Source organism: Albirhodobacter sp. R86504 (genome assembly GCF_042466415.1).
Taxonomy (GTDB): Bacteria; Pseudomonadota; Alphaproteobacteria; order Rhodobacterales; family Rhodobacteraceae; genus Albirhodobacter.
This window is the reverse complement of record NZ_JAXHCH010000002.1, coordinates 2196439-2218006: the sequence shown is the minus strand read 5'-3', so window position 1 is coordinate 2218006 and position 21568 is coordinate 2196439. Positions and strand designations below refer to the sequence as shown.

The 21568-nt window shown below is 60.2% G+C and carries 23 protein-coding genes and 1 riboswitch; of the genes, 15 read left to right on the top strand and 8 right to left on the bottom strand.

Features of this window, described 5'->3' with window-relative positions; all coding sequences use genetic code 11:
• Positions 1-98: 98 nt before the first annotated feature.
• The 5 genes from nagA to cobU are packed head-to-tail and all read right to left on the bottom strand — an operon-like array spanning position 99 to position 4418.
• Positions 99-1205, bottom strand: coding sequence for an N-acetylglucosamine-6-phosphate deacetylase (gene nagA / locus SJY32_RS12720; protein WP_376875889.1), 1107 nt, complete (start codon positions 1203-1205; stop codon positions 99-101).
• Positions 1202-2041, bottom strand: a complete 840-nt coding sequence (locus SJY32_RS12715; protein WP_376875886.1) for a BadF/BadG/BcrA/BcrD ATPase family protein — start codon at positions 2039-2041, stop codon at positions 1202-1204. The genes nagA and SJY32_RS12715 overlap by 4 nt, the downstream gene beginning before the upstream one ends.
• A 47-nt stretch (positions 2042-2088) precedes the next feature.
• Positions 2089-2790, bottom strand: coding sequence for an adenosylcobinamide-GDP ribazoletransferase (gene cobS, locus SJY32_RS12710; RefSeq protein WP_376875883.1), 702 nt, complete (start codon positions 2788-2790; stop codon positions 2089-2091).
• Between the two features lie 20 nt (positions 2791-2810).
• Entirely contained in the window at positions 2811-3815 is a 1005-nt protein-coding gene (gene cobT / locus SJY32_RS12705) for a nicotinate-nucleotide--dimethylbenzimidazole phosphoribosyltransferase (protein ID WP_376875880.1), read from the bottom strand.
• Positions 3816-4418, bottom strand: a complete 603-nt coding sequence (cobU, locus tag SJY32_RS12700; protein WP_376875877.1) for a bifunctional adenosylcobinamide kinase/adenosylcobinamide-phosphate guanylyltransferase — start codon at positions 4416-4418, stop codon at positions 3816-3818.
• On the opposite strand from cobU, the gene SJY32_RS12695 reads away from it, so the two are divergent.
• Genes SJY32_RS12695 through bluB form a run of 5 tightly spaced genes read left to right on the top strand, consistent with a single transcriptional unit; the run spans position 4407 to position 8257 of the window.
• On the top strand, positions 4407-4946 hold the full coding sequence (locus SJY32_RS12695; protein ID WP_376875874.1) for a histidine phosphatase family protein: 540 nt from the start codon (positions 4407-4409) through the stop codon (positions 4944-4946). The genes cobU and SJY32_RS12695 overlap by 12 nt on opposite strands.
• Entirely contained in the window at positions 4943-5731 is a 789-nt protein-coding gene (locus SJY32_RS12690; protein ID WP_376877726.1) for a propanediol utilization protein, read from the top strand. Before SJY32_RS12695 ends, SJY32_RS12690 begins: the two co-directional genes overlap by 4 nt.
• The gene (cbiB, locus tag SJY32_RS12685) at positions 5728-6669 is read left to right on the top strand and encodes an adenosylcobinamide-phosphate synthase CbiB (RefSeq protein WP_376875871.1); all 942 of its coding nucleotides are present in this window, start codon (positions 5728-5730) and stop codon (positions 6667-6669) included. Before SJY32_RS12690 ends, cbiB begins: the two co-directional genes overlap by 4 nt.
• Entirely contained in the window at positions 6669-7634 is a 966-nt protein-coding gene (gene cobD, locus SJY32_RS12680) for a threonine-phosphate decarboxylase CobD (protein ID WP_376875868.1), read from the top strand. The genes cbiB and cobD overlap by 1 nt, the downstream gene beginning before the upstream one ends.
• Positions 7634-8257: a 5,6-dimethylbenzimidazole synthase gene (gene bluB / locus SJY32_RS12675; protein WP_376875865.1), complete on the top strand. Its 624-nt coding sequence runs from the start codon at positions 7634-7636 to the stop codon at positions 8255-8257. Before cobD ends, bluB begins: the two co-directional genes overlap by 1 nt.
• Here the strand turns inward: bluB and SJY32_RS12670 are convergent.
• Both SJY32_RS12670 and cobO read right to left on the bottom strand, forming a co-directional pair.
• Positions 8254-9699, bottom strand: coding sequence for a cobyric acid synthase (locus SJY32_RS12670; protein WP_376875862.1), 1446 nt, complete (start codon positions 9697-9699; stop codon positions 8254-8256). The genes bluB and SJY32_RS12670 overlap by 4 nt on opposite strands.
• Before the next feature lie 4 nt (positions 9700-9703).
• Positions 9704-10321: a cob(I)yrinic acid a,c-diamide adenosyltransferase gene (cobO, locus tag SJY32_RS12665; protein ID WP_376875859.1), complete on the bottom strand. Its 618-nt coding sequence runs from the start codon at positions 10319-10321 to the stop codon at positions 9704-9706.
• 37 nt (positions 10322-10358) lie between these two features.
• Positions 10359-10573, top strand: a riboswitch (cobalamin riboswitch).
• Positions 10574-10656: 83 nt separating this feature from the next.
• On the opposite strand from cobO, the gene SJY32_RS12660 reads away from it, so the two are divergent.
• The 7 genes from SJY32_RS12660 to cobJ are packed head-to-tail and all read left to right on the top strand — an operon-like array spanning position 10657 to position 18514.
• On the top strand, positions 10657-11019 hold the full coding sequence (locus SJY32_RS12660) for a DUF1636 family protein (RefSeq protein WP_376875856.1): 363 nt from the start codon (positions 10657-10659) through the stop codon (positions 11017-11019).
• A gap of 3 nt (positions 11020-11022) precedes the next feature.
• Complete coding sequence (gene cobW / locus SJY32_RS12655) at positions 11023-12054, top strand: cobalamin biosynthesis protein CobW (protein ID WP_376875853.1); 1032 nt, start codon at positions 11023-11025, stop codon at positions 12052-12054.
• The gene (gene cobN / locus SJY32_RS12650) at positions 12054-15275 is read left to right on the top strand and encodes a cobaltochelatase subunit CobN (RefSeq protein ID WP_376875850.1); all 3222 of its coding nucleotides are present in this window, start codon (positions 12054-12056) and stop codon (positions 15273-15275) included. Before cobW ends, cobN begins: the two co-directional genes overlap by 1 nt.
• A complete protein-coding gene (cobG, locus tag SJY32_RS12645; protein WP_376875847.1) occupies positions 15268-16428 on the top strand; it encodes a precorrin-3B synthase in 1161 nt (386 codons plus the stop codon). Before cobN ends, cobG begins: the two co-directional genes overlap by 8 nt.
• On the top strand, positions 16428-17057 hold the full coding sequence (locus SJY32_RS12640; RefSeq protein ID WP_376875844.1) for a precorrin-8X methylmutase: 630 nt from the start codon (positions 16428-16430) through the stop codon (positions 17055-17057). The genes cobG and SJY32_RS12640 overlap by 1 nt, the downstream gene beginning before the upstream one ends.
• Positions 17058-17060: 3 nt before the next feature.
• Positions 17061-17786 (top strand): precorrin-2 C(20)-methyltransferase, encoded by a 726-nt coding sequence (locus SJY32_RS12635; protein ID WP_376875841.1) that lies wholly within the window; start codon positions 17061-17063, stop codon positions 17784-17786.
• Positions 17783-18514 carry a precorrin-3B C(17)-methyltransferase gene (gene cobJ / locus SJY32_RS12630; RefSeq protein ID WP_376875838.1) on the top strand — a complete coding sequence of 244 codons (732 nt, stop codon included), beginning with the start codon at positions 17783-17785 and terminating at the stop codon, positions 18512-18514. The genes SJY32_RS12635 and cobJ overlap by 4 nt, the downstream gene beginning before the upstream one ends.
• Here cobJ and SJY32_RS12625 read toward each other — a convergent pair.
• A complete protein-coding gene (locus tag SJY32_RS12625) occupies positions 18493-19227 on the bottom strand; it encodes a cobalt-precorrin-6A reductase (protein WP_376875835.1) in 735 nt (244 codons plus the stop codon). The genes cobJ and SJY32_RS12625 overlap by 22 nt on opposite strands.
• Between SJY32_RS12625 and cbiE the strand changes: the two genes are divergently transcribed.
• The 3 genes from cbiE to cobM are packed head-to-tail and all read left to right on the top strand — an operon-like array spanning position 19226 to position 21566.
• On the top strand, positions 19226-20407 hold the full coding sequence (gene cbiE / locus SJY32_RS12620) for a precorrin-6y C5,15-methyltransferase (decarboxylating) subunit CbiE (protein WP_376875832.1): 1182 nt from the start codon (positions 19226-19228) through the stop codon (positions 20405-20407). The two genes, SJY32_RS12625 and cbiE, sit on opposite strands and share 2 nt — an antisense overlap.
• Positions 20404-20781: a cobalamin biosynthesis protein gene (locus SJY32_RS12615; protein WP_376875829.1), complete on the top strand. Its 378-nt coding sequence runs from the start codon at positions 20404-20406 to the stop codon at positions 20779-20781. Before cbiE ends, SJY32_RS12615 begins: the two co-directional genes overlap by 4 nt.
• Positions 20778-21566 (top strand): precorrin-4 C(11)-methyltransferase, encoded by a 789-nt coding sequence (cobM, locus tag SJY32_RS12610; RefSeq protein WP_376875826.1) that lies wholly within the window; start codon positions 20778-20780, stop codon positions 21564-21566. Before SJY32_RS12615 ends, cobM begins: the two co-directional genes overlap by 4 nt.
• The last annotated feature ends 2 nt before the right edge of the window (positions 21567-21568 follow it).

Sequence of the window (21568 nt, the reverse complement as noted above, 5' to 3'; positions counted from 1 at the left end):
CCCCCAGCGAAAACAGGCCCTCACTTAAGGGCAGGACGGGGGGAGGTTCCATGGGAAATATCAAAAAACCACTCTTTTTTAGCTTTTGCGGCCCTTAGTCAAAGGCGCAACCCGTTCTTCCAGACGGATGAGAGGGCCCAATCGGCGTCTAGCAAGGCAAAATTCGCTGGCAAGCCGGAGGCGATCCGGCCCAGATCTGCTCGGGATATTAGCTCAGCTGGCAACCGTGTCGCCATGTTGAGCGCCCGAACGGGGCAAGTGCCCCATGTGATCAGATTTCGAACTGCCTGCGCCATCGTCAGATCCGCACCCGCCAAAGTGCCGTCTTCCAGAGTCAGCCTGTCATTGCGTCGCAAAATCCGGCGGCCTTGGAGCCAGAAATGATCGACCGCAGCCCCTGAAACGGCCATCGCATCCGTCACGAGGAAGATCCGATCCGAGGTTGCTAGGGCCATGCGCGCACTCGCGGGGTGAACGTGAATGCCGTCCGCGATCAGCCCCGCGTAGATCGGAAGGTCCAAGGCGGCGCCGACAAGTCCAGGCTCGCGTGACCCCATTTGCGACATTGCGTTAAAGAGGTGGGTGGCGATAGACGCACCGGCCTCGTGATAGGCGCGCGCGACGTCATAGCGACAATCTGCGTGTCCAAGCGCGATCAAGACGCCCGATTGCGTCAAGCGAGAGACCTGATCAACCGTTGCCGAGGCCGGCGCCACCGTGATTTTAAGTGTCTTGAGCGCCCGCTTCGCGTCGATGTATCGCTCAAGATCCTCGTCCGACATGGGGCGTATCAACGCGGGATCATGTGCGCCCGCTCGGCGCGGATCGAGGTGGGGGCCTTCGAGATGCAGGCCTTCGAGACCCGGAGTGCGACAGGCCGCGCGGATCAACGCTCGCGTTGCGTCCGGCGTGTCGGTGATCAAGGTGGGCAGGATCGTCGTGGCCCCCAATCGCGCGTGTGCGGCGCCGATTTGGGACAGCGTTTCTGGCGTGCTTGTGCCACTGATCATGTGCCCGCCGCCGCCATTGACTTGGAGGTCCACGAAGCCGGGGCATAATGTGCCGCTGAGGCGCTCGACCGGCCGATCACCAATCTCACGTTTCGGAATCAGCGCCGCAATTCTCCCGCCATCCAATGCGACGGCGTGGTCCGTGCTCAGGCTATCGCCGATCAACATGCGGTCGGGCAGGAGAATTGTGCTCATTTTGCGGCCTCCATGGCAAGGGCGACGGCCCCGTCGAGAGATGTTCCTTTCGCGGGGATGACGTTCCAGTCTGTCGAGAGAGAGGCAGAGAAAACAGAGCCTAAACCACCCAAAAGTACAACCGGTAGGTTTTTCTGAACGGGTTGAAGATGCACTATTGCTGTCGTGATTTCGCCTAGAGCAGCTTTGAAAATGATGAGGGCTGCCGGATCGCCAGCTTCTTTTGCGGGCAGCAGGTCGCGTGCGAGGCTGGCAAAATCCGCAGGCGTTGCGGTTGCGCCGAAGGCGACGATCCCTTGCGCACCGCCCATTTTTTCACGCAGGCCGATCAGGAGTGGGGTATCGGGCGCCGCGCCTTCATAGGCGCGCAAGGCCGCTCGGCACAGCTCGCGGCCCATCCAAGCGCCCGAGCCCTCGTCGCCCAGTCGTAATCCCCAACCTCCGATGACGCGGGTCTGTTGCGCATATCGCGATGCAAACACCGACCCAGTGCCAATAGCCGCGAGGATTCCATCCGTACGGCCCAAAGCACCGATGAGCGATGTCTCGACATCCTGCACGATGCGCGCGGATTTGAAAGGAAGGTGTGCGGCCAGCCAATCGCGCGGATCTTGAAGACTCGCCCCCGCAAGCCCGAGACCTGCGTTGATATCAGCTAATACTGCTTTGCCATCAGTGGCCTGCCTTGCGGCGGTAAGAATGTTGTGCAGCGCTTGATTGCGGTCCGTCGCTATATTGGCAGGGCCGGATGCCCCTTCGCCCAGCACGTTTCCATCGCGATCAACCAATCTCGCGCGGCAACCTGTTCCGCCACCATCAATCCCGAGATAAAACATTCAACTCTCCCGCGCCTCATACGGCGCACACGTTTCGCCTGTCAGGCTCAGAGCAGTGATGATAGCGCGATGAGCGCCACGATTTCGGACGCGAGTATCAGCGCGCCGAAGACATCGCCGGTTTGTCCCCCGAGCATGCGCATAGCAAACCCGGCAACCGCCAGCGCCGTGAACGCGGCCATGCACAGCGCAATCAAGCCCGCTGGTCCGAAGGCCATTGCGAAAGTTATCACGAAGAAGGACACGGCAAGCCGATGATTGCGCGCCACGCCGCCAAGAGCAAGCCGCCCCAGCCCATCATCGCGGGCGGGGGGCATATGGTGGATTGCGAAAACAACAAGTGTGCGCGAGATGACCGGCGGCAACACCAATGCAAGAGCTGGCAGGTCGATCATAGCGCCCCAGCGCAGGCCAATCCCCAGCACCAGAGCAATGACGCCGTAAGAGCCGATACGGCTATCGCGCATGATCTCCAGTTTGCGGGCCCGATTGGCCGATCCCGCGCTGTCGGCGAAATCGGCCAACCCGTCTTCGTGTAAGGCGCCAGTTACCCAAATCATGACGAGCAGTGAAAGCCCCGCGCTCACGACGGGGGATAGGTTAAAGGCGGGCGCAAGCGCCATCGGTAGCGCGCCTAACCCCCCGATGAGCGCCCCGATCAGTGGAAATGCCCATGCCGATTGCACAAGTGTCGGGACCTGTCCCCTTATCTCGCCGACGGGCAATCGCGTCAGGGCCATGAATGCCATTTGCACTTGCGCGCGGGCAATCATGCCTCCGATACCCCGGCCTCGCCAAAGGTGGCCATGCCGTTGTGGCATTCCAAAGCGGAACGCAAGATTCCGAGAGCCAATGCCGCTCCGGACCCCTCGCCGAGTCGCATGTCAAATTCCAGCACTGCTTTTTGGCCGATAGCGTCGAGCAAACGGCGATGCCCCGGTTCGGCGGAGCAGTGGCCGACGAGGCAGTGATCCAAAAGCGTTGGATGGGCGGCGTAAAGCACCGCAGCCGCAGCGGTGCAGATGAAGCCATCCAAAATCACCGGAATATGTGCCATTCGCGCAGCGAGGATCGCGCCACAGATCGCCGCCTGTTCGCGCCCGCCGAACCGAGCAAGAGTTTCGAGAGGGTCTTGTCCCGCATGTCGCGAGAGGCCCCGCGCAATCGCATCGATCTTGCGCGCGATGCCTTGCGAATCGGCTCCCGTCCCCGGCCCGACCCAATCTACGGGTTGTCCCCCAAAGAGCGCGGCGGCGAGGGCTGCGGCGACCGTCGAGTTTCCAATGCCCATTTCACCGAGCAATACCACATCCGCATTCGAGCGCACCGAAGCCGCGCCAATATTCATTGCTTCGATTGTCTCGGCCTCGGTCATCGCGGGGCCTTGGGTGAAATCTTGCGTCGGCGTCTCAAGATCCAATGGGATCACCGAAAGATCGGCGCCGTTCACGCGGCAGAGTTGGTTGATCGACGCACCGCCTGCGTTGAAATTTGCAACCATTTGCGCGGTCACGGCCTGCGGATAGGGGTTCACACCCTGCGCGCAGATGCCGTGATTGCCCGCGAATATCAGGGCCTGGGCAGAGGTGATCTGCGGCCGTGGCGTGCGTCTCCATCCGGCCATGAAGATCGACAGATCCTCCAATCGACCAAGTGATCCTTGCGGTTTGGTTAAGCTGTCTTGGCGCTGTTTTGCGCTGGCCGCGGCCTCCTCATCGAATTGTGCGAGCGGCAATGCGGCAATATCGGCAAAACATTTCAAAATCAGGGGCATCTACTTAACTTTCACAGGTAAACCGCAAACGGCGAGCGTGACCTCATCCGCTTGGGCTGCGATTCTTTGATTGAGCGCGCCTGCCGCATCCCGAAACGCGCGTGCGAGGGCATTCTCGGGCACGATTCCGCTGCCTAACTCATTCGTCACAAAAATCACAGGATGGGTTTGCTCGGCCAGCACCGTGAGTAAACTTTCGGTCGCGGCGTTCCAGTCATGCTCGCCAAGCATCAAATTGGTGAGCCAAAGCGTCAAACAATCGACGAGCCGAGGCGCGGTATCAGTGGCGCGGATCACCGAGACGATATCGAGGGGTTCTGCGTGGTTGATCCATTCCGGCCCGCGCCTTGCGCGGTGGGTGGCGATGCGCGCTTCCATCTCGGTGTCAAAAGCTTGCGCCGTGGCGATGTAATGCGCTTGCGCGCCCGTCCGCAACGACAGGGTGCGCGCTTCTGCGAGCGCGCTTTTGCCCGAACGGGCGCCTCCGGTGATCATAATCGTCTTGCTCATGGCATCGTGACAAAGCAGAAACGGAGAGACATCGAAAGGGGGAATACGACGATGCAGCGCCGCGAGACGACAGAGATTGTAATGATCCGTCATGCTCCCTCTGTGGACGGGGGGTGTTTGGCAGGCGCGCGCGACGTCGCGGCCACGCTTGAGGGGGCGAAGCTTGCGCAGCTGCGCGCCGCAATCGGAGATGTTGATCATGTGATTGCCAGCCCGATGCAGCGATGCCGCCAAACTGCGGCCGCCCTATTCGATGACTGGTCCATCGAGCCAGAGTTGCGCGAGCAGAATTTCGGAGATTGGGAAGGGGTGCCTTATACCGAGTTACCCGATATCGGCGTGATGTCTGGCGCGGAGTTGGCGTTGCATCGCCCACCGCAGGGTGAGAGTTTCGCCGATCTTTGCGCGAGAGCGTGCCCCGTTATTTCCGGCCTCGGTCATCACGATCAACACCGGAAAATAGCGCTCGTTGTTCACGCGGGAACGATCCGCGCCGCGCTCTCATTGGCGGTGGGGCAGCCCGCCGCGCTTTCGTTCCAAGTCGCAAATCTGTCTCTAACGCGGCTGATTTTGCTTCCTCAAGCGGCCTATTCGATCGCAGGTGTCAATTGGACAGCGTGATCCGTGTCGAGGGGCATTTCGGAGAATTGGTGCAGGGGCGCCTAGGAGCGTCAGGTCCCGTGGTTCTTGTGTCGTTGCCCTGCGCGGCGCTTGCCGTGACGGCACGCCTCTTGCCGCAGGCCGGCCTCTCGATTCATGGGAGCGGGCAGCGCATCATCTCGCCTGCGCGCGCGCGGGCTCTCCTTCAAGATCTCGGAATCCGGATGACGGGGCGCATTGTTTTGCGGGCCGATATGCCAGCGGGAGGTGGTGCGGGGGCGTCAACGGCCGCTTTGGTTGCGATCGCCCGGCTGGCCGGCGTGAGTGACAGCGTCTCCATCGCGCGGGCTTGCCTACGCACTGAGGGCGCGACTGATCCCTTGATGTTTCCCGATGCTGGGCGCCGCGTTTGGGCGTCTCGGCTTGGCAAAACAGTGTCAAACTTGCCTGAAATAGAGCCGTTTGATGTCATCGGCGGCTTTATAGGGGCGCCCGTTGCTACCGACGCACGGGATGCGAGATTCCCCGATGTCGAAGACCTCATCAAGAGCTGGACGACTGGTCGTCTGGATCAGGTCGCCGAGCTGGCAACGGAATCGGCGCGGCGAACGATTGCTCTGCGTGGCCCGCGTCACGATCAGAGCGAGGCGCTCGCAAAGCGACTGGGCGCTCGTGGATGGATGATCGCGCACACAGGGTCCGCGCGTGGATATATGTTTCCGAAGGGTCAAACCCCGCCAAATGCGAAGAGCATCTTGCGGGACGCGGGCTATAAATCTGTGGTTCGGTTTCGGGGGGGGGCATGACAACAGCTTGGATCATGCTGGTGGCGATCGGTCTTGACGCTCTTTTGAGCTGGCCGAGCAGGATCTACGTGCGGATCGGACATCCGGTGACTTGGCTGGGCGCCCTCATTACCGCGCTGGAACGTCGCTTGAATCACGGTGGTTTGCGGCGCGCGAAAGGTGTGGTGATGATGCTCATCGTCGTCACGCTAGCCACCCTTGTCGCGAGTGCGGTGCAGGTAGGTATCGCTCACTTCGTCTCTAATTCTGCCCAATCCTATCTTTTATTGGGGGTCGTGGCGTGGCCCTTCATCGCGACACGTTCGATGTATGACCATGTTCGCGCAGTTCTAGTGCCCTTAAAATCGGGTGACATCGCCGCGGCACGTTTTGCCGTCTCAATGATTGTGGGGCGCGATCCATCCGCGCTTGACGATGCCGGGGTCTCACGCGCCGCAATTGAAAGCCTTGCCGAGAATACTTCGGACGGAATTGTCGCGCCGGTCTTCTGGGGTTTGGTCGCGGGATTGCCCGGAATTGTTGCCTATAAAGCGATCAACACACTCGATTCCATGATCGGGCATCGCTCCGAGCGCTATGAGGCCTTCGGTTGGGCGTCTGCGCGGATTGATGATCTTGTGAATCTGGTTCCTGCACGGATCACGGGGATGCTGTTCGCCGTCGTATCGCCTTCGCCGCTGAGGTCTATGCGCGCGATGTTTAGGGATGCGCGGCATCATCGGTCGCCGAACGCGGGATGGCCAGAGGCTGCCATGGCGGGCGCGCTCAACATCCGGCTTTCCGGTCCGCGGGTCTACGATGGTCAGCTCTCGCAAGAGCGGTGGGTAAATGGCGGAGGTCAAGATCCCCGTGCCGATGATATCGCACGTGGGTTGAGGTTGTATCTTCGGGCGATGGGCCTCATGACGGTTCTAGTCGCTTGCCTAGTGGAGGTATGATGCGTGATCACGGTGGCAATTTAGACGCAGCTCGCTTGCGCTACGGCGGTAGCGATTGGATCGATTTGTCGACAGGTATCAATCGCGCGCCATACCCCTTGCCGTCTATTTCGCATGAGGCGTGGGCCAGTTTGCCGCAACGCACGCAAGTGGTGCGTCTTTGCGAGCAAGCGCGCGCGACTTACGCTGTCGCCGAGCAGGCTGACATCTTACCGGTCGCCGGGGCGCAAGCGGCGATCCAGATGTTGCCTCACGTGTTGCCGCGCGGGCGCGCGCACATCTACGGCCCAACCTATAACGAGCACTCAGCAGCGTTGAGTGCGGCGGGTTGGGATGTCCGGACGGTTACATCGCTGAGTGATGTCGAGGGCGCGGATCTGGGCGTGATCGTTAATCCGAACAACCCCTCAGGCGAGGTTTTCCAGCCCGAGACTTTACTTGCCTTGCGGGCAAATGTTGGCGCGTTGATCGTGGATGAAAGTTTCGCGGATCCGCAGCCCGACCTATCGCTCGCGCCATATGCGGGGGAGGCGGGCCTGCTGATCTTGCGATCGTTCGGGAAGTTTTACGGGCTTGCCGGTTTGCGACTTGGCTTTATCATTGGGGCGCCTGATCAAGTTGCAGCATTGCGTGACATGGCGGGGCCGTGGCCGGTGTGTGGACCGGCGCTTGAGATCGGTCGAACCGCATTGGGCGACAGGGATTGGGCGAAGGTAACGATTGCGCGGCTTCGTGAGGAATGCGGCGTGATCGACGCGATCGCCCGCCAAGCGGGATGGACGATGATCGGTGGTTGCGAGCTATTTCGGCTCTATTCTTGCGAAAATGCGCAGGCCGCGCAGGACAAACTTGCGCGGGCTAGCATTTGGAGCCGGATTTTCCCTTGGTCAGACGAATTGATCCGACTCGGCTTGCCGAGCGGGGACGTGGAATGGGGCCGTCTCAGGGCGGCAATGGAGGGCTAATGGAATTCTCATCTGAGCAAGCATTGGTATTGCGCGAGATATTGCGCTGGCGGCGTGATGTCCGTCATTTCCGGACGGATCCGGTTGAGGAAGAGACCCTTCGGATGCTGATCGCGGTGATGGCGGCCGCGCCGTCCGTCGGGAATGCGCGCCCGTGGCGCGTCGTCCGCGTGCGCGATAAAGCTTTGCGCGGGGCGGTGCGGGCGGAATTCGAGCGGTGCAATTCTGCTGCTTTAGAGACGTATTCCGGCGAGCGAGCAGAAACCTATGCGGGACTGAAGCTCGCAGGGCTCGATGCGGCACCTGAGCAATTTGCGATCTTCACGGATATGGAGCCCGAAGCAGGGCACCGCCTCGGCCGTGCGACGATGGCTGAAACCCTGCGGCAATCTACGGCGATGGCAATCCACACGCTTTGGCTGGCTGCAAGGGCGGAAAATCTTGGAATGGGCATGGTGTCCATTGTCGATCCGGAACGCATGGAGCAAATCTTTGATGTTCATGCAGATTGGGAATTCTCCGCCTATCTTTGCATCGGGCACCCCGAATTTAAGGATGACACACCGCTTTTGCACCGCGCCGGATGGCAAGAAAACGCGCCAACTCTCTGGGATGATCGCTAGCGCGCAACCGAAAGAATTGCGTCGACATCGCAATGCCGTTCCAAATGCTGCGCGAGCGCGTTGAGCGTTTCATCAATGAGTTCAGAGTGGCGCAGGCCAGAGTTGGGCGCACCCAGCTTCGACAAGAACGCGGAGCGGAAGGTGTCATCCGCGAACATCCCGTGAAGGTAGGATCCCGTGATCCGGCCATCCGCCGATTGCGCGCCCTCTGGCTGCCCGTCGATCAGGGCGAAGGGACGTGCGCAATCAACGCCCGTCGTTGTGCCAATATGAATCTCGTAGCCGTCGATGTTTAAGCCGGTGGAAGCATGCGTCGCAGTGACGCGTGTGAGGCGCTTGTTGGGGGTCATGAGAGTTTGGGTTTGGAGAAAGCCGAGCCCCTCGGTTTCTCCCGCGGTGCCTTCGATACCCTCTGGATCGGCAATGCGCTGCCCCAGCATCTGGTAGCCGCCGCAAATCCCCAACACATGCCCGCCACGCCGAATATGGGCGTGAATATCGATATCCCAGCCTTGCGCACGTAGATAGGCGAGATCACCCCGCGTCGATTTCGATCCCGGAATGATGATGAGATCGCAAGGCGGAATCGCTTCGCCTGCCCGCACCATCGTCAGCCGCACGGACGGCTCGGCCGCGAGCGGATCAAGGTCGTCGAAATTTGCGATCCGCGAGAGGGTCAAAGCGCAGATATGAATTGGCCCGTTGCCGGAATTCCGGCGAAGATCGAGCGCATCCTCCGCCGGCAGGTTACCTGCATCGGTGAAGAACGGAACAACACCCATCCCGCGCCAGTTGGTTCGGTGCTCGATGAGCCGGTAGCCATCATCAAACAGCGTTGGGTCTCCGCGAAACTTGTTGATCAAAAAGCCTGCGATCATCGCGTTGTCTTCCGGGTCCAGCACGGCTTGGGTTCCAACGATCTGCGCAATGACGCCGCCGCGATCGATGTCTCCCGTCAGAATAACGGGCACATCCGCCATCCGCGCAAATCCCATATTCGCAATATCGTTGGCGCGCAGATTAACCTCAGCAGGGCTGCCGGCGCCCTCTACAATAACAAGATCGCATTGCGCTTTCAGCCGGTTAAAACTTTCCAAGACCGGTGCCATAAGGGATGGTTTTAGGGCGGAATAGTCTCTTGCCCGAACGGTTGTGAGACGCTTTCCTTGCACAATGACCTGCGAGCCGGTCTCGGACTCGGGCTTTAGCAGGATCGGATTCATATCCACAATCGCATCGCGTTGTGAGGCGAGCGCTTGCAAAGCCTGCGCGCGCCCGATTTCACCGCCGTCCACTGTCACGGCTGCGTTGTTTGACATATTTTGCGGCTTGAACGGCGAAACTGACAATCCCCGCAGCACCGCGGCGCGGCACAAACCCGCAACCAGCAACGATTTCCCAACGTTAGAGCCTGCGCCCTGGATCATAACCGCGCGTGTCATCGCGTCAGAACTCCACGCCGATCTGCGCTTTGATACCCGACCGGAACGGGTGTTTGATCAACGTCATCTCGGTCACAAGATCTGCGATCTCGATCAGCTCCTCCTTAGCATTCCGCCCTGTGAGGCAGACATGTGTCATTGGAGGCTTTTCCTCCCGCAGGAACCGGACCACCTCCTCGATATTGAGATAGTCGTAGCGCAACGCGATATTGATTTCATCAAGCAAAACAAAACGGATTTCGGGATCGAGGATGAGTTCTTTGGCCTTCGCCCATCCTTTCTCCGCGGCGGCGATGTCGCGGGCCCGATCCTGGGTTTCCCACGTAAAACCTTCGCCCATCGCATGGAATTGGCACAGATCAGAGAAGTTCGCCTCAATCAGGCGGCGCTCGCCGGTATCCCACGCGCCCTTGATGAATTGTACCACGGCGCAAGGCATCTCATGCGCGATACACCGCAAGATCATCCCGAATCCCGAGGAAGATTTGCCTTTCCCCGCGCCGGTATGCACGAGGATCAGCCCTTTCTCACCCTCCTTCGCAGCCATGATCTTATCACGCGCGGCCTTCTTCTTTGCCATTTTCATCGCGTGACGGGCGTCAACGTTGTTCTCATCGGTCATCTGTTGATCCATCCTTGACAATAGGGGCTGCGGTGCCTCAGTTGGGCCGCATGTTGGTTCCTGTTCTAGGACAGGTGAAGAGGGAATGCGACAGGTTTACGACCGCTCATCGGTCGCAACCGAAGCGCAGCCGCCCCCGCGACCGTGACCGGAGAGACCCGTCAACGCCACTGGGAAACCGGGAAGGCAGAGGGGTTGAGGGGAAACCCAGATCCGCAAGCCGGGAGACCTGCCAGCATCGACTGAACGGGCGAACGGGGTGTTTCGCAACCGGCAGAGACCGCGCGCGGTTTTGGCTGGCTATGCCCTATTCTCCCCCGATATTGGAGAGGCCGATGACGACGCTTTACGTATGCACCACATGTAAGCGCGAGGGCGCTGACCCCGACGCAGACCGCGACGGGGCGAAGCTTTTGGCCGCAATCGTCGCGCAAAATGTGCCTGATGCTGTGCAAGTTGTGCCTGTGGAGTGTCTCTCCGCGTGTTCGAATGGCTGCGCAGTTGCGCTGACCGAGGCCGGGAAATGGACCTACGTCTACGGACGTATGGATCCGGATCTTCATGCCGCCGAGATTCTGGAGGGCGCTGCAAAATACGCGGCCTCCGCCGATGGGATCGTGCCGTGGCGCGACCGCCCCGTTATTTTTCGCAAACAATCTGTTGCGCGAATTCCGCCCCTTGTTCCGGCTCAGGAGTAACTCATGTCCGATCTCGCTAAAATTCCCGTCACGATCATCACCGGCTTCCTTGGCTCGGGGAAAACAACTCTGATCCGGCATCTCATGGCCAATCCACAGGGCAAACGCCTCGCGGTTCTGGTCAATGAATTTGGCACCGTCGGCGTCGATGGCGATATCCTTAAAAGCTGCGCTGACGAAAATTGTCCGGCGGAAAATATCGTCGAACTCGCGAACGGTTGTATTTGCTGCACCGTGGCGGATGATTTCATCCCGACGATCGAGGCGCTGATGGCGATGCCACAGCGCCCTGATCACATCTTGATTGAAACTTCGGGTCTTGCTTTGCCAAAGCCGCTGCTTAAGGCCTTCGATTGGCCTGCGATCCGGTCCAAAATCACGGTCGACGGCGTCATCGCATTGGCGGATGCGGAGGCAGTCGCGGCGGGCCGCTTTGCCCCGGATGTTAAGGCCGTGGATGCGCAGCGCGCCGCCGACGACAGCATTGATCACGAGACGCCGCTGTCGGAAGTTTTCGAAGATCAGATCGCTTGTGCTGACATCGTATTGTTGTCGAAGGCGGATCTCGCAGGCGAAAGCGGTCTTGCTGCCGCGCGTGCGGTGATTGACGCGGAGGCGCCGCGTAAGCTTCCTGTTCTGTCAATGACGGATGGGGTCATTGACCCGCGTGTGATTTTGGGTCTGAACGCCGCAGCGGAAGATGATCTGGATGCGCGGCCGTCGCATCATGACGGGGCGGATGACCACGAACATGACGATTTTGAATCGGTTGTCATTGAAATGGGCGAAATTTCTGATCCAGAGGATCTCGCGGCGCGGATCGTCCGCCTCGCGCGGGAAAATCATGTTTTGCGCGTGAAGGGTCACGTGGCGGTTGCCGGCAAGCCAATGCGCTTATTGGTGCAAGCGGTCGGTGAGCGTGTCCGTCATCAGTATGACCGTCCCTGGGGGACGGAACGGATGTCGGCTCTCGTAGTGATCGCAGAGCATCACGACATGGATGAGGCCGCGATCCGTACGGTATTGCTCGGCTGATGCACGTCGTTTTTCGCGAAAGTCACGGCCTCGAAGAAAGCGAGACGCCAACGGATCTGGGGCAGACGCCCGCGGATATGGTTGTGCTTTCGTTTTCCGATAGTGACTTGGGGGCTTTCGCGGCGGGGTGGCATCGGGCGGAGGGTGGTTTGCCGAGTTTGCGCTTGGCGAACCTTGTCGCGTTAAAGCATCCGCTTTCGGTGGATGTTTATTGCGAACAAACCTTGGCCGAGGCGAAGGCGATTTTGGTGCGCGTGATCGGCGGCGAGAGCTACTGGCCTTACGGCCTGGCCTCGCTGCAGGATCTCGCGCGGCGAAACAACATTGCATTGGCCGTTCTGCCGGCGGATGGGCGGGCAGACGAGCGTCTTACCGCGCTCTCGACTGTTGCAAATGAGACCCTGACCCGGCTCAAAACGCTTTGTGATGCGGGCGGGGCCGTGGCCGCGCAAGCCGCGTTGGCGACCCTCGCAAAAGCCGCGAAACTGCCCGTGGGAGATGTCGCGGAGGCGGTCGATCTGCCGCAAGCTGGTTGGTACGATCCCGATAGGGGGGCAACCTCGCGGCCGGATGCGGCAGATGTGGTTGTGACGTTCTACCGGAGCTATCTCGTTTCGGCCGATTTAGAGCCTATCGATGCGCTTATTCGTGATTTTCGCAAGCGAGGGTACCGCGCGGCTGGCCTGTTTGCGCCTTCGCTAAAGGGTCCTTCGGCGGCATGGGTATCAGAGGAACTCTCGCAAATCGCGCCGTTGGCCGTTGTTAACGCGACCGCGTTTTCCGCGAAGGGTGACGACGGGCGTTCACCATTGGATGCGGCAGGTTGCCCCGTGTTCCAAGTGGCTCTTTCAACCGCGCGGCGCAAAGAATGGCTTGTGGCTGATCGCGGTCTGTCGCCTGCGGATCTCGCAATGCATGTTGTTTTGCCAGAGGTCGACGGGCGGATCTTCGCTGGTGTGATCTCGTTCAAGGCGCCGACAAAGCGGGACGCCGATCTGGAGTACTCCCGATTTGTTCACCGCGCGGATGCGGGCCGGATCGCCGCCGCATTGGACCGTATTGAGGGGTGGATAAAGCTATCGCAAACCCCCGCGAAGGACAAAAAACTGGCGATCATCCTGTCGATATATCCCGGTCGGGCGGATCAGTTGGCTCATGCGGTAGGTCTGGATGCTTTGGCATCTGCGCAGGCACTTTTAACGCGGTTGCGAGTTGGCGGCATTAAAACGGCGCCTGTAGACGATCTGGGCAAACGACTAATGGATGCCAAGATTAAGTGGCCCCTTGATCAGTATAGGGCGCAGTTTTCGGCCGACTTAGAGCCTTTTTTGAGCCTTTCGCAGGCTTGGGGTGCGCCTAGCGATGACCCGCTTCTAGAAGATGGCGCTTTCAAGTTTTCTGCCATTCAGTCGGGAAATGTTATCCTTGCTTTGCAACCAGAGCGCGGTGACGTTCTTACGCGGGATGATGATTATCATGATCTCGCGCGGACGCCGCGCCACTCCTACGTTGCCTTCTACCTTTGGCTTAAGGCGCTGGGCGTCGATGCCATTATTCACATGGGCGCACATGGCACCCTCGAATGGCTCCCGGGTAAGGCTGTTGCGCTTTCGGATTCCTGCTGGCCGGAGGTGTTGACGTCTGCGCCTGTCATCTATCCGTTCATCGTGAATGACCCAGGCGAGGCGGCGCAGGCGAAGCGCCGAATCGGGGCGGTGACATTGGGGCACATGCCTCCGCCAATGCGCGAAGGGTCTTTGCCTGAAGGCTTCGAACATCTGGAGCAGTTGCTCGACGAATACTCTACCGCGGACGGTATCGATCCCAAACGTCGTGAGCGGTTGATTGCGCGGATTTTGGAGGAGGCAAAAGGCCGCGGCCTCGAAGAAGATCTGGGCATTCCGCAAGGGGCCTCGGCAGCAGATGCCATCACGCGCATCGATCGGTTCGTATGCGACATCAAGGAATCCCAGTTTGGGGACGGGTTGCATATTTACGGTGATGCTGCGGGTGAGGCTGAGGGGCTTATGGCCGCGATCGAGGGAAAGTTCGTGGCGGCGGGGCCTGCTGGATCTCCCTATCGTGGCCGCGATGACGTTTGTCCGACCGGTCGCAACCTTTTTTCGGTCGACCCCCGCGCTGTGCCGTCACGGGCTGCGTATACGCAGGGTGTTAAGCTGGCCGAGGAGCTGTTGCGCCGTCACCTGCAAGATCACGGGGATTGGCCGAAGGGCCTCGTGATCGATCTTTGGGGGTCGGCCACGATGCGCACCGCCGGCGAGGAATTCGCGATGGCGCTTCATCTGGCGGGGCTTGCGCCAACATGGAACGACGGGTCTGCGCGGGTGTCAGGTTTCGAAATTCTTCCGCTTGCGGTTCTCGGGCGACCGCGTATCGACGTTACGATCCGCACTTCGGGCCTGTTTAGAGACGTTTTCGCGGGCCTTGGTCAGATATTCGAGGCAGGCTCGGCTGCGCTTGCGCGCCGAGACGAGGACCCTTCCGATAATCCGTATCTGTCCCGTTCTCCGCGCGTGTTCGGCCCCAAGCCGGGCCAGTACGGCATGGCGATGAGCGAGGCGATGGAAACCTATTCTGATGAGGGGCGTGATGCTGCCGGTGAGGCATGGTTGAAAGCGTCGGAGTGGGCAATCGACGCGAACGGAGCCGCCTATCGGGATCGCGCTGCTTTGGAGGCGCGCGTTCTCAAGTCTGACGGGTTCGTCCATGTCCAAGATTTGGCAGAGAGTGATCTTTTGCTCGCGTCGGATTATGCGGCGCATGAGGGCGGCTTCGCGGCGGCTGTTCAAAGCCTTGGGGGCAATAAATCGAGCCTGTATCACCTAGATACGACGAATCCGGACGCCCCGCGCGCCCGCGCTTTGACAGAAGAAATCGCGCGAGTTGTGCGCGGGCGCGCGGCCAATCCCGCGTGGGCGGACGGGATGATGCGGCACGGGTTCCGTGGCGCTGCGGAAATTACGGCGACGCTTGATCATCTCGCGGCGTTTGCGCATTTGACCCGCGAAGTTCCTGCGCATCTCTTTGATCTTTACTACGAGGCGACGCTGGGGCGCGATGACCTTGTGGAATTCATGCGGGCTGCCAACCCTGCGGCGCTGTCCGCCTTGCAGGCACGGTTTGATGCGGTCTATCAGGCAGGTCTTTGGGAAACACGCCGAAATTGGATCGCAAGCGCATTGGAGGGTGATGATGTCTGAGCCGATCATTCAAGGCTGGTGCCCCGGCGCGCGGCAGCCGATGATGTCCGGTGACGGGTTGGTTGTACGTGTGCGCCCGCATCTGGGGCGGCTTTCCGCGGATCAGCTTGCAGGCATTGCGGCTTTGTCGCGCGAGCATGGTAACGGGCTGATCGATCTCTCAAACCGCGCGAATTTGCAGCTGCGCGGGGTGCGTGAGGCGCGTTTTGATGTGGTGTTGGCGGAGCTTGATACACTTGGTCTGCTGGACGCGGATGTCGAAACGGAACGACGCCGCAACATAATCACCTCGCCGCTTTGGCGGCCGCAGGATGCGACTTTGCGCGTGGCGGAACAACTCGAGGCATTGCTTGCCGCCGCGGATGACTTGCAGCTTCCGAGCAAGTTCGGATTCGCAGTCGATCTTGCGGGCGCTCCGGTTTTGCATGGCTCGGCGGCGGATATCCGTATTGAGCGCCATGGTGAGATGGCTCTGATCAGGCCGGACGGGTCTAATTCTGCGATGGTTGTCCCGCTGGTGAAGGCGTCGGAAACTGCGTTGCGCTTGGCTTATTGGTTCGTGATGACGGGCGGTGTTGTTGACGGGCGTGGACGTATGGCGGCGCATCTAAAGCGCAGAGATATCGGCCTGCCTGCTGCGTTTGATCACATGATCGCCCCGTGGGACAGGCAGCCCCCACCCAACCCAGGGCCGCACGAACTGGGATATTTCGCTGGGTTTGCGTTTGGCCAGATGACGGCAGATATCGTCTCTCACATTGCCAAATCCTGCGATTTCATTCGTCTGACGCCTTGGCAACTCATTCTCATGGAGGGGCTGGCGGACGCTCCCGCGATTGACGGGCTCGTGACGAACCCCGCGGATCCGATCCGCCGCGTGCGCGCGTGCACGGGAGCGCCGGGCTGCCCGCAGGCACTTCAGGCAACTCGTGATCTGGCGCGCGCGCTTGCTCCAAGCGTTCCGGAGGGAAAGCTTCTGCACGTAAGCGGTTGCGCGAAAGGCTGCGCCTATCCGGCATCGACGCAGCGGGTTTTGATCGGGCGCGAGAACGGCTTTGACCTTGTGAAAAACGGCCGGGCGTCCGATACGCCCGAGGAACATTCGCTCAGCGTGCCAGCGCTGATGGCGGGGAAAGATATCTGGGGGGCGTGATGGCTTGGGCATATGAAAAAAACGGCGCGGAAATCTATGTACAATCGTTCAGGACGATCCGCGCTGAAGCCGATCTCGCACGGTTCACTCCGGAGGAAGAAATCGTTGCCGTCCGGATGATCCATGCGGCGGGGATGGTCGGGCTGGAAGCGCATGTTGAGTTTTCCGCGGGCATGGCCATCGCGGCGCGTGCAGCTTTGGAGGATGGCGCGCCGATTTTATGCGATGCCCATATGGTTTCAGAAGGAATTACGCGAACGCGTCTGCCGCGGGAGAATGAAGTGATCTGCACCCTGCGCGATCCCCGCGTGGCGGGTTTGGCGCAAGAGATGGGCAATACACGCTCTGCGGCTGCTCTGGAACTCTGGCGCGATAAGCTCAGGGGTGCTGTTGTTGCGATCGGGAACGCGCCGACGGCTCTCTTTCACTTGCTTAATATGCTTGAAGATCCGTCCTGTCCGCGCCCTGCCGCGATTATCGGCTGCCCTGTCGGTTTCATCGGCGCGGCGGAGAGTAAAGACGCTTTGATGCAGGTTCAGCCCGTCCCCAGCATGGTGGTGCGCGGGCGTCTGGGCGGGTCCGCGATAACTGTTGCGGCTGTCAATGCTTTGGCAAGCCGGAAGGAGTAAAACATGGCGCGGATTATCTGCACGGGGCTTGGGCCTGGCAATCCGGATCTGATGGCGGTGCGGTCGGACCGCGTGATCCGCGCCGCGACCCAGATTGCGTATTTCCGCAAGAAGGGGCGCAAAGGGCAAGCACGTCAGATCGTCGAGGGTATGTTGGGCGAGGGCGCGACCGAGCTTCCGATGGAGTATCCTGTCACTACAGAAATCCCCTTCGACAGTCCCGAATACATCCGCCTACTTGCGGAATTTTATGATGATTGGGCGGAACGCCTCGTCGCGATGGAGGGCGAAGTTGTTGTTCTGTGCGAAGGTGATCCATTCTTTTACGGCTCATTCATGCACCTTTACACGCGGTTGCTGGGGCGGGTGGAGATGGAAGTCATTCCTGGGATCACAGGCATGACGGGATGTTGGAACGCGACCGGGACGCCGATCACATGGGGTGACGACGTCATGACTGTTTTGATGGGCACCCTGCCAGAACACGATCTCATCGCGCAGATGGAGCAGTCGGACGCCATTGTGGTTATGAAAACGGGCCGGAACCTGCCGAAAGTTCGCCGCGCATTGGCCGCCGTTGGTCGGCTGAATGATGCGTGGCTGGTCGAACGCGGTACGATGCCAAACGAGCGGATCGTGCGGTTGGCCGAGGCCGATGAGGCGGATTGTCCGTATTTTGCCATCGTCCTCGTTCATGGCCATGGTCGCCGACCGGAGATTGCGCAATGAGCGGTTGGGTCAAAATCGTCGGTTTGGGGCCGGGAAATGAAGGATTCGTGACGCCGGATGTGCGCGATGTCATCGCGACTGCGACCGATATCGTTGGCTATATTCCCTACGTCGCGCGCATCGCGCCGCGCGAGGGGTTGCGATTGCATGCAACCGACAACCGCGTTGAGATTGATCGCGCGGCACATGCGCTGGAAATGGCGGCGGAAGGTCGTCGTGTCGCGGTCGTTTCATCCGGCGATCCGGGGGTTTTCGCTATGGCTTCGGCGGTGTTCGAAGCGATGGAAGACCGGGCCGACTGGCAAACGCTTCCCGTTTCGGTTTTGCCCGGAATCACCGCCATGCTGGCGGCGGCAGCGCGGGCGGGCGCGCCATTGGGCCACGATTTCGCGGCGATTAATCTGAGCGACAACCTCAAGCCTTTCGCTCTCGTTGAGAAACGCATCCGTCTTGCAGCGCAGGCCGATTTTGCGATGGCCTTTTACAATCCAAGGTCCAAATCACGGCCACACCAATTTGAGCGCGTTCTGGAGATTCTGCGAGACGAATGCGAGCCTGCGCGCTTGATCATCTTTGCCCGCGCTGTTTCGACGTCGGACGAAAATATCATATGTGTCCCGCTTTCTGAGGCAACGCCCGAAATGGCGGATATGCGCACCGTTGTCATCGTTGGAAATTCCGCGACGCGGCGGGTTGGGCCGCATATTTATACGCCGAGACGGGCCTGATGGAGCCACGCGAGCGCCTCTTTGACGGTCCCCACTTGTTGCCGATCCGGCAATTGCGGGCGCGTGATCAAAATAACAGGCAGGTGCAAAGCGCGCGCGGCAAGGAGCTTCGCCTCGGCCCCCGCACCCCCCGAATTTTTGGCGACGACATGCGTGATCTCGTGCGTTCGAAGCAGCGCGAGATCGTCGTCCAAATAGAACGGTCCGCGGGCGATGATCGTGGCGCAGTCGGGCAGAGGAAGCTCGGTTGGCTGATCCACCAATCGAAGCAGGTAGTGGTTCTTTTTCCGCGCAAAGGGGGCGAGGTTTTGCTTCCCGATCGCCAAAAAGACACGCGCTCCTTCGGGAAGACTGTCGACGGCCGCCTCAATATCCCTGACGCAGGTCCAATCGTCCTGCGGACCGGCGCTCCATTCTGGCCGTTCGAAGCTCAGCAGCGGGATATCCATCTGCGTACATGCGGAAATCGCGTTGGCACTCATTTGGTGCGCGAAGGGATGGGTCGCGTCGATGACATGGGTGATCTTGGTATCTCGCAAATATGTCGCGAGCCCGTCTACGCCGCCGAAACCGCCAATTCTCATCGGCAAGGGCTGGTTTGCGGGCGTTTTCGTGCGGCCCGCATAGGAGAACACGCAATCCAATCGCGCCGTCGCCAAGCTCCGCGCCAACGCACTTGCTTCTGTTGTGCCGCCAAGAAGGAGAATGCGCATGTCTGACCCTTGGTTGACGATTGTTGGCTTGACGGAAGATGGACTGGCGGGACTGTCGAAGGCAAGCCTTGCTGCGCTTGAGCGTGCCGAAATCATATTTGGCGGCGCACGGCATCTTGCGCTGATTGATGCTGGGCAACGGGGAATGGCGTGGCCAATACCGTTCTCGATCGAGCCTATCATGGCGCAACGCGGACGAAATGTCGTGGCGTTGGTCTCGGGCGACCCCTTCTGGTTTGGCGCGGGGAGCACGCTTGCTGGTCACCTTGATCCGCAAGAATTTCAAACGCTGAGCGCGCCATCTATCTTCTCGCTCATCGCCGCGCATTTGGGCTGGCCGATCCAAACTACGGTTTGCACGGCGTTGCACGCGGCCCCGTTCGAGATATTGCTGCCGCATCTTCATCGCGGCACGCGTATCATCGCAACCCTGCGCGACGCACGCAGCGCAAGCGAACTTGCGGATTGGCTCACGCAGCGCGGGTTTGGCGAGTTTTTGCTGCATATCGTCGAACGGATGGGGGGGGCGGAGCAAAAGATTACCTCAGCTCGCGCGGATGCAGTGCCTCGCTGCGATACAGATAAGCTCGTCGCCTGTGCGATAGAGGTCGCAGGCGCGCAAGGCTTACCGCGTGGCTTCGGCTTGTCGGACGAGCGCTTCGCGTCAGACGGGCAGATAACCAAGCGTGTAATTCGCGCGATGACTCTCTCGACACTCGCACCACGGAACGACGATTTATTGTGGGACCTTGGGGCGGGTTCAGGCTCTATTTCAGTGGAATGGTGTCTGAATGGCGGGCGCTCGATCGCGGTTGAGCAAAAGGCCTCGCGCGTTACGAATATCACTGAGAATGCGAGACGCTTCGGCGTCGAGGCGCGGCTTTCGGTGCGTCTGGGCGATAGTATTGCGCTCTGCGCAGATTTACCTGATCCCGATGCGGTCTTTATCGGGGGCGGTGCATCGGCTGCGTTAATCGGCGCGGTGGTTCCACGGCTGAAAAGCGGGTCGAGGCTTGTCGTCAACGCGGTCACGTTGGAAACTGAGGCCGTGCTGATTGCGGAGCAGGCGGCACGGGGTGGGCGTTTGATGAAAATTGACGTCTCAGAAACGGAGCCTTTGGGTCGGATGCGGGGATGGACCGCCGCGCGCCCCGTTGTGCAATGGAGTTATATCAGATGAGCAGAGTCGTTGGAGTTGGATGTCGAGCGTCAGCCGGGAAAAGCTCGCTTATTGAAGCGATCGAGCGAGCATTGGTCGCGGCGCCAGGTCCTCTGGATACGCTAGCGACATCGGCGGACCGTGCTGGAACAACGTCTGTATTGGCCGCGGCAAAGCATTTTGGGTTGCGCGTCGTCCCCGTCGATCTTTCCGATATGCGCGGCGTCGCGACAAGCACGCAATCAGAGCGTATCCTCAGCAAGTTTGGTGTCGGCAGCCTGTCCGAAGCCGTTGCCTTAACCGTTGCGGGAGGCAATGCACGACTTTTGAGCCCGCGCGAGATTTCGTCCGACCGGATGGCGACGGCCGCAATCGCAGAAGGAGACCGCACATGACGGTTCATTTTATTGGGGCCGGCCCGGGCGCGGCCGATTTGATCACTCTGCGAGGGCGCGATTTGATCGCGGCGTCGCCCGTTTGCCTCTATGCAGGGTCGCTCGTGCCAGAGGCCTTACTTTCGCATTGCCCAGAGGGCGCGAGGATAGTGAATACCGCACCGATGAGCCTTGATGAGATCATCGCGGAAATCGTTGCCGCGACCGAGGCGGGGCAAGATGTTGCTCGCCTGCATTCAGGCGATTTGTCGGTGTGGTCCGCGATGGGCGAGCAACTTCGGCGCCTGCGGGCCCTGAATATCGCATATGATGTCACGCCAGGCGTTCCGAGTTTCGCCGCCGCTGCCGCCGCGCTGGGCGCGGAATTGACCTTGCCAGGCGTCGCGCAATCGGTTGTGCTGACTCGCACATCTGGCCGCGCGTCCGCGATGCCGGAAAGCGAAAGCTTGGTGAACTTCGCGCGTACGGGCGCGGTCCTTGCGATCCACCTTTCGGTTCATGTCCTCGAAAAAGTCATCGCGGATCTTACGCCGCACTACGGCGCAGATTGTCCCGTTGCGGTGGTTTGGCGCGCGACATGGCCGGACGAGCGGATCGTACGTGCAACGTTGGGGTCGTTGGAGTCCTCGATCAGCGCAGAGATGGCGCGCACGGCGCTTATTCTCGTGGGACATTCAATCGGCGCCGAGGACTTTGCGGAAAGCAGGCTTTATGCCGGAGATTACGATCGGCGGTATCGCCCCGTTGGCACCGAACCGCGCTTCCCCGAGCCGGAGACGCTCTAACT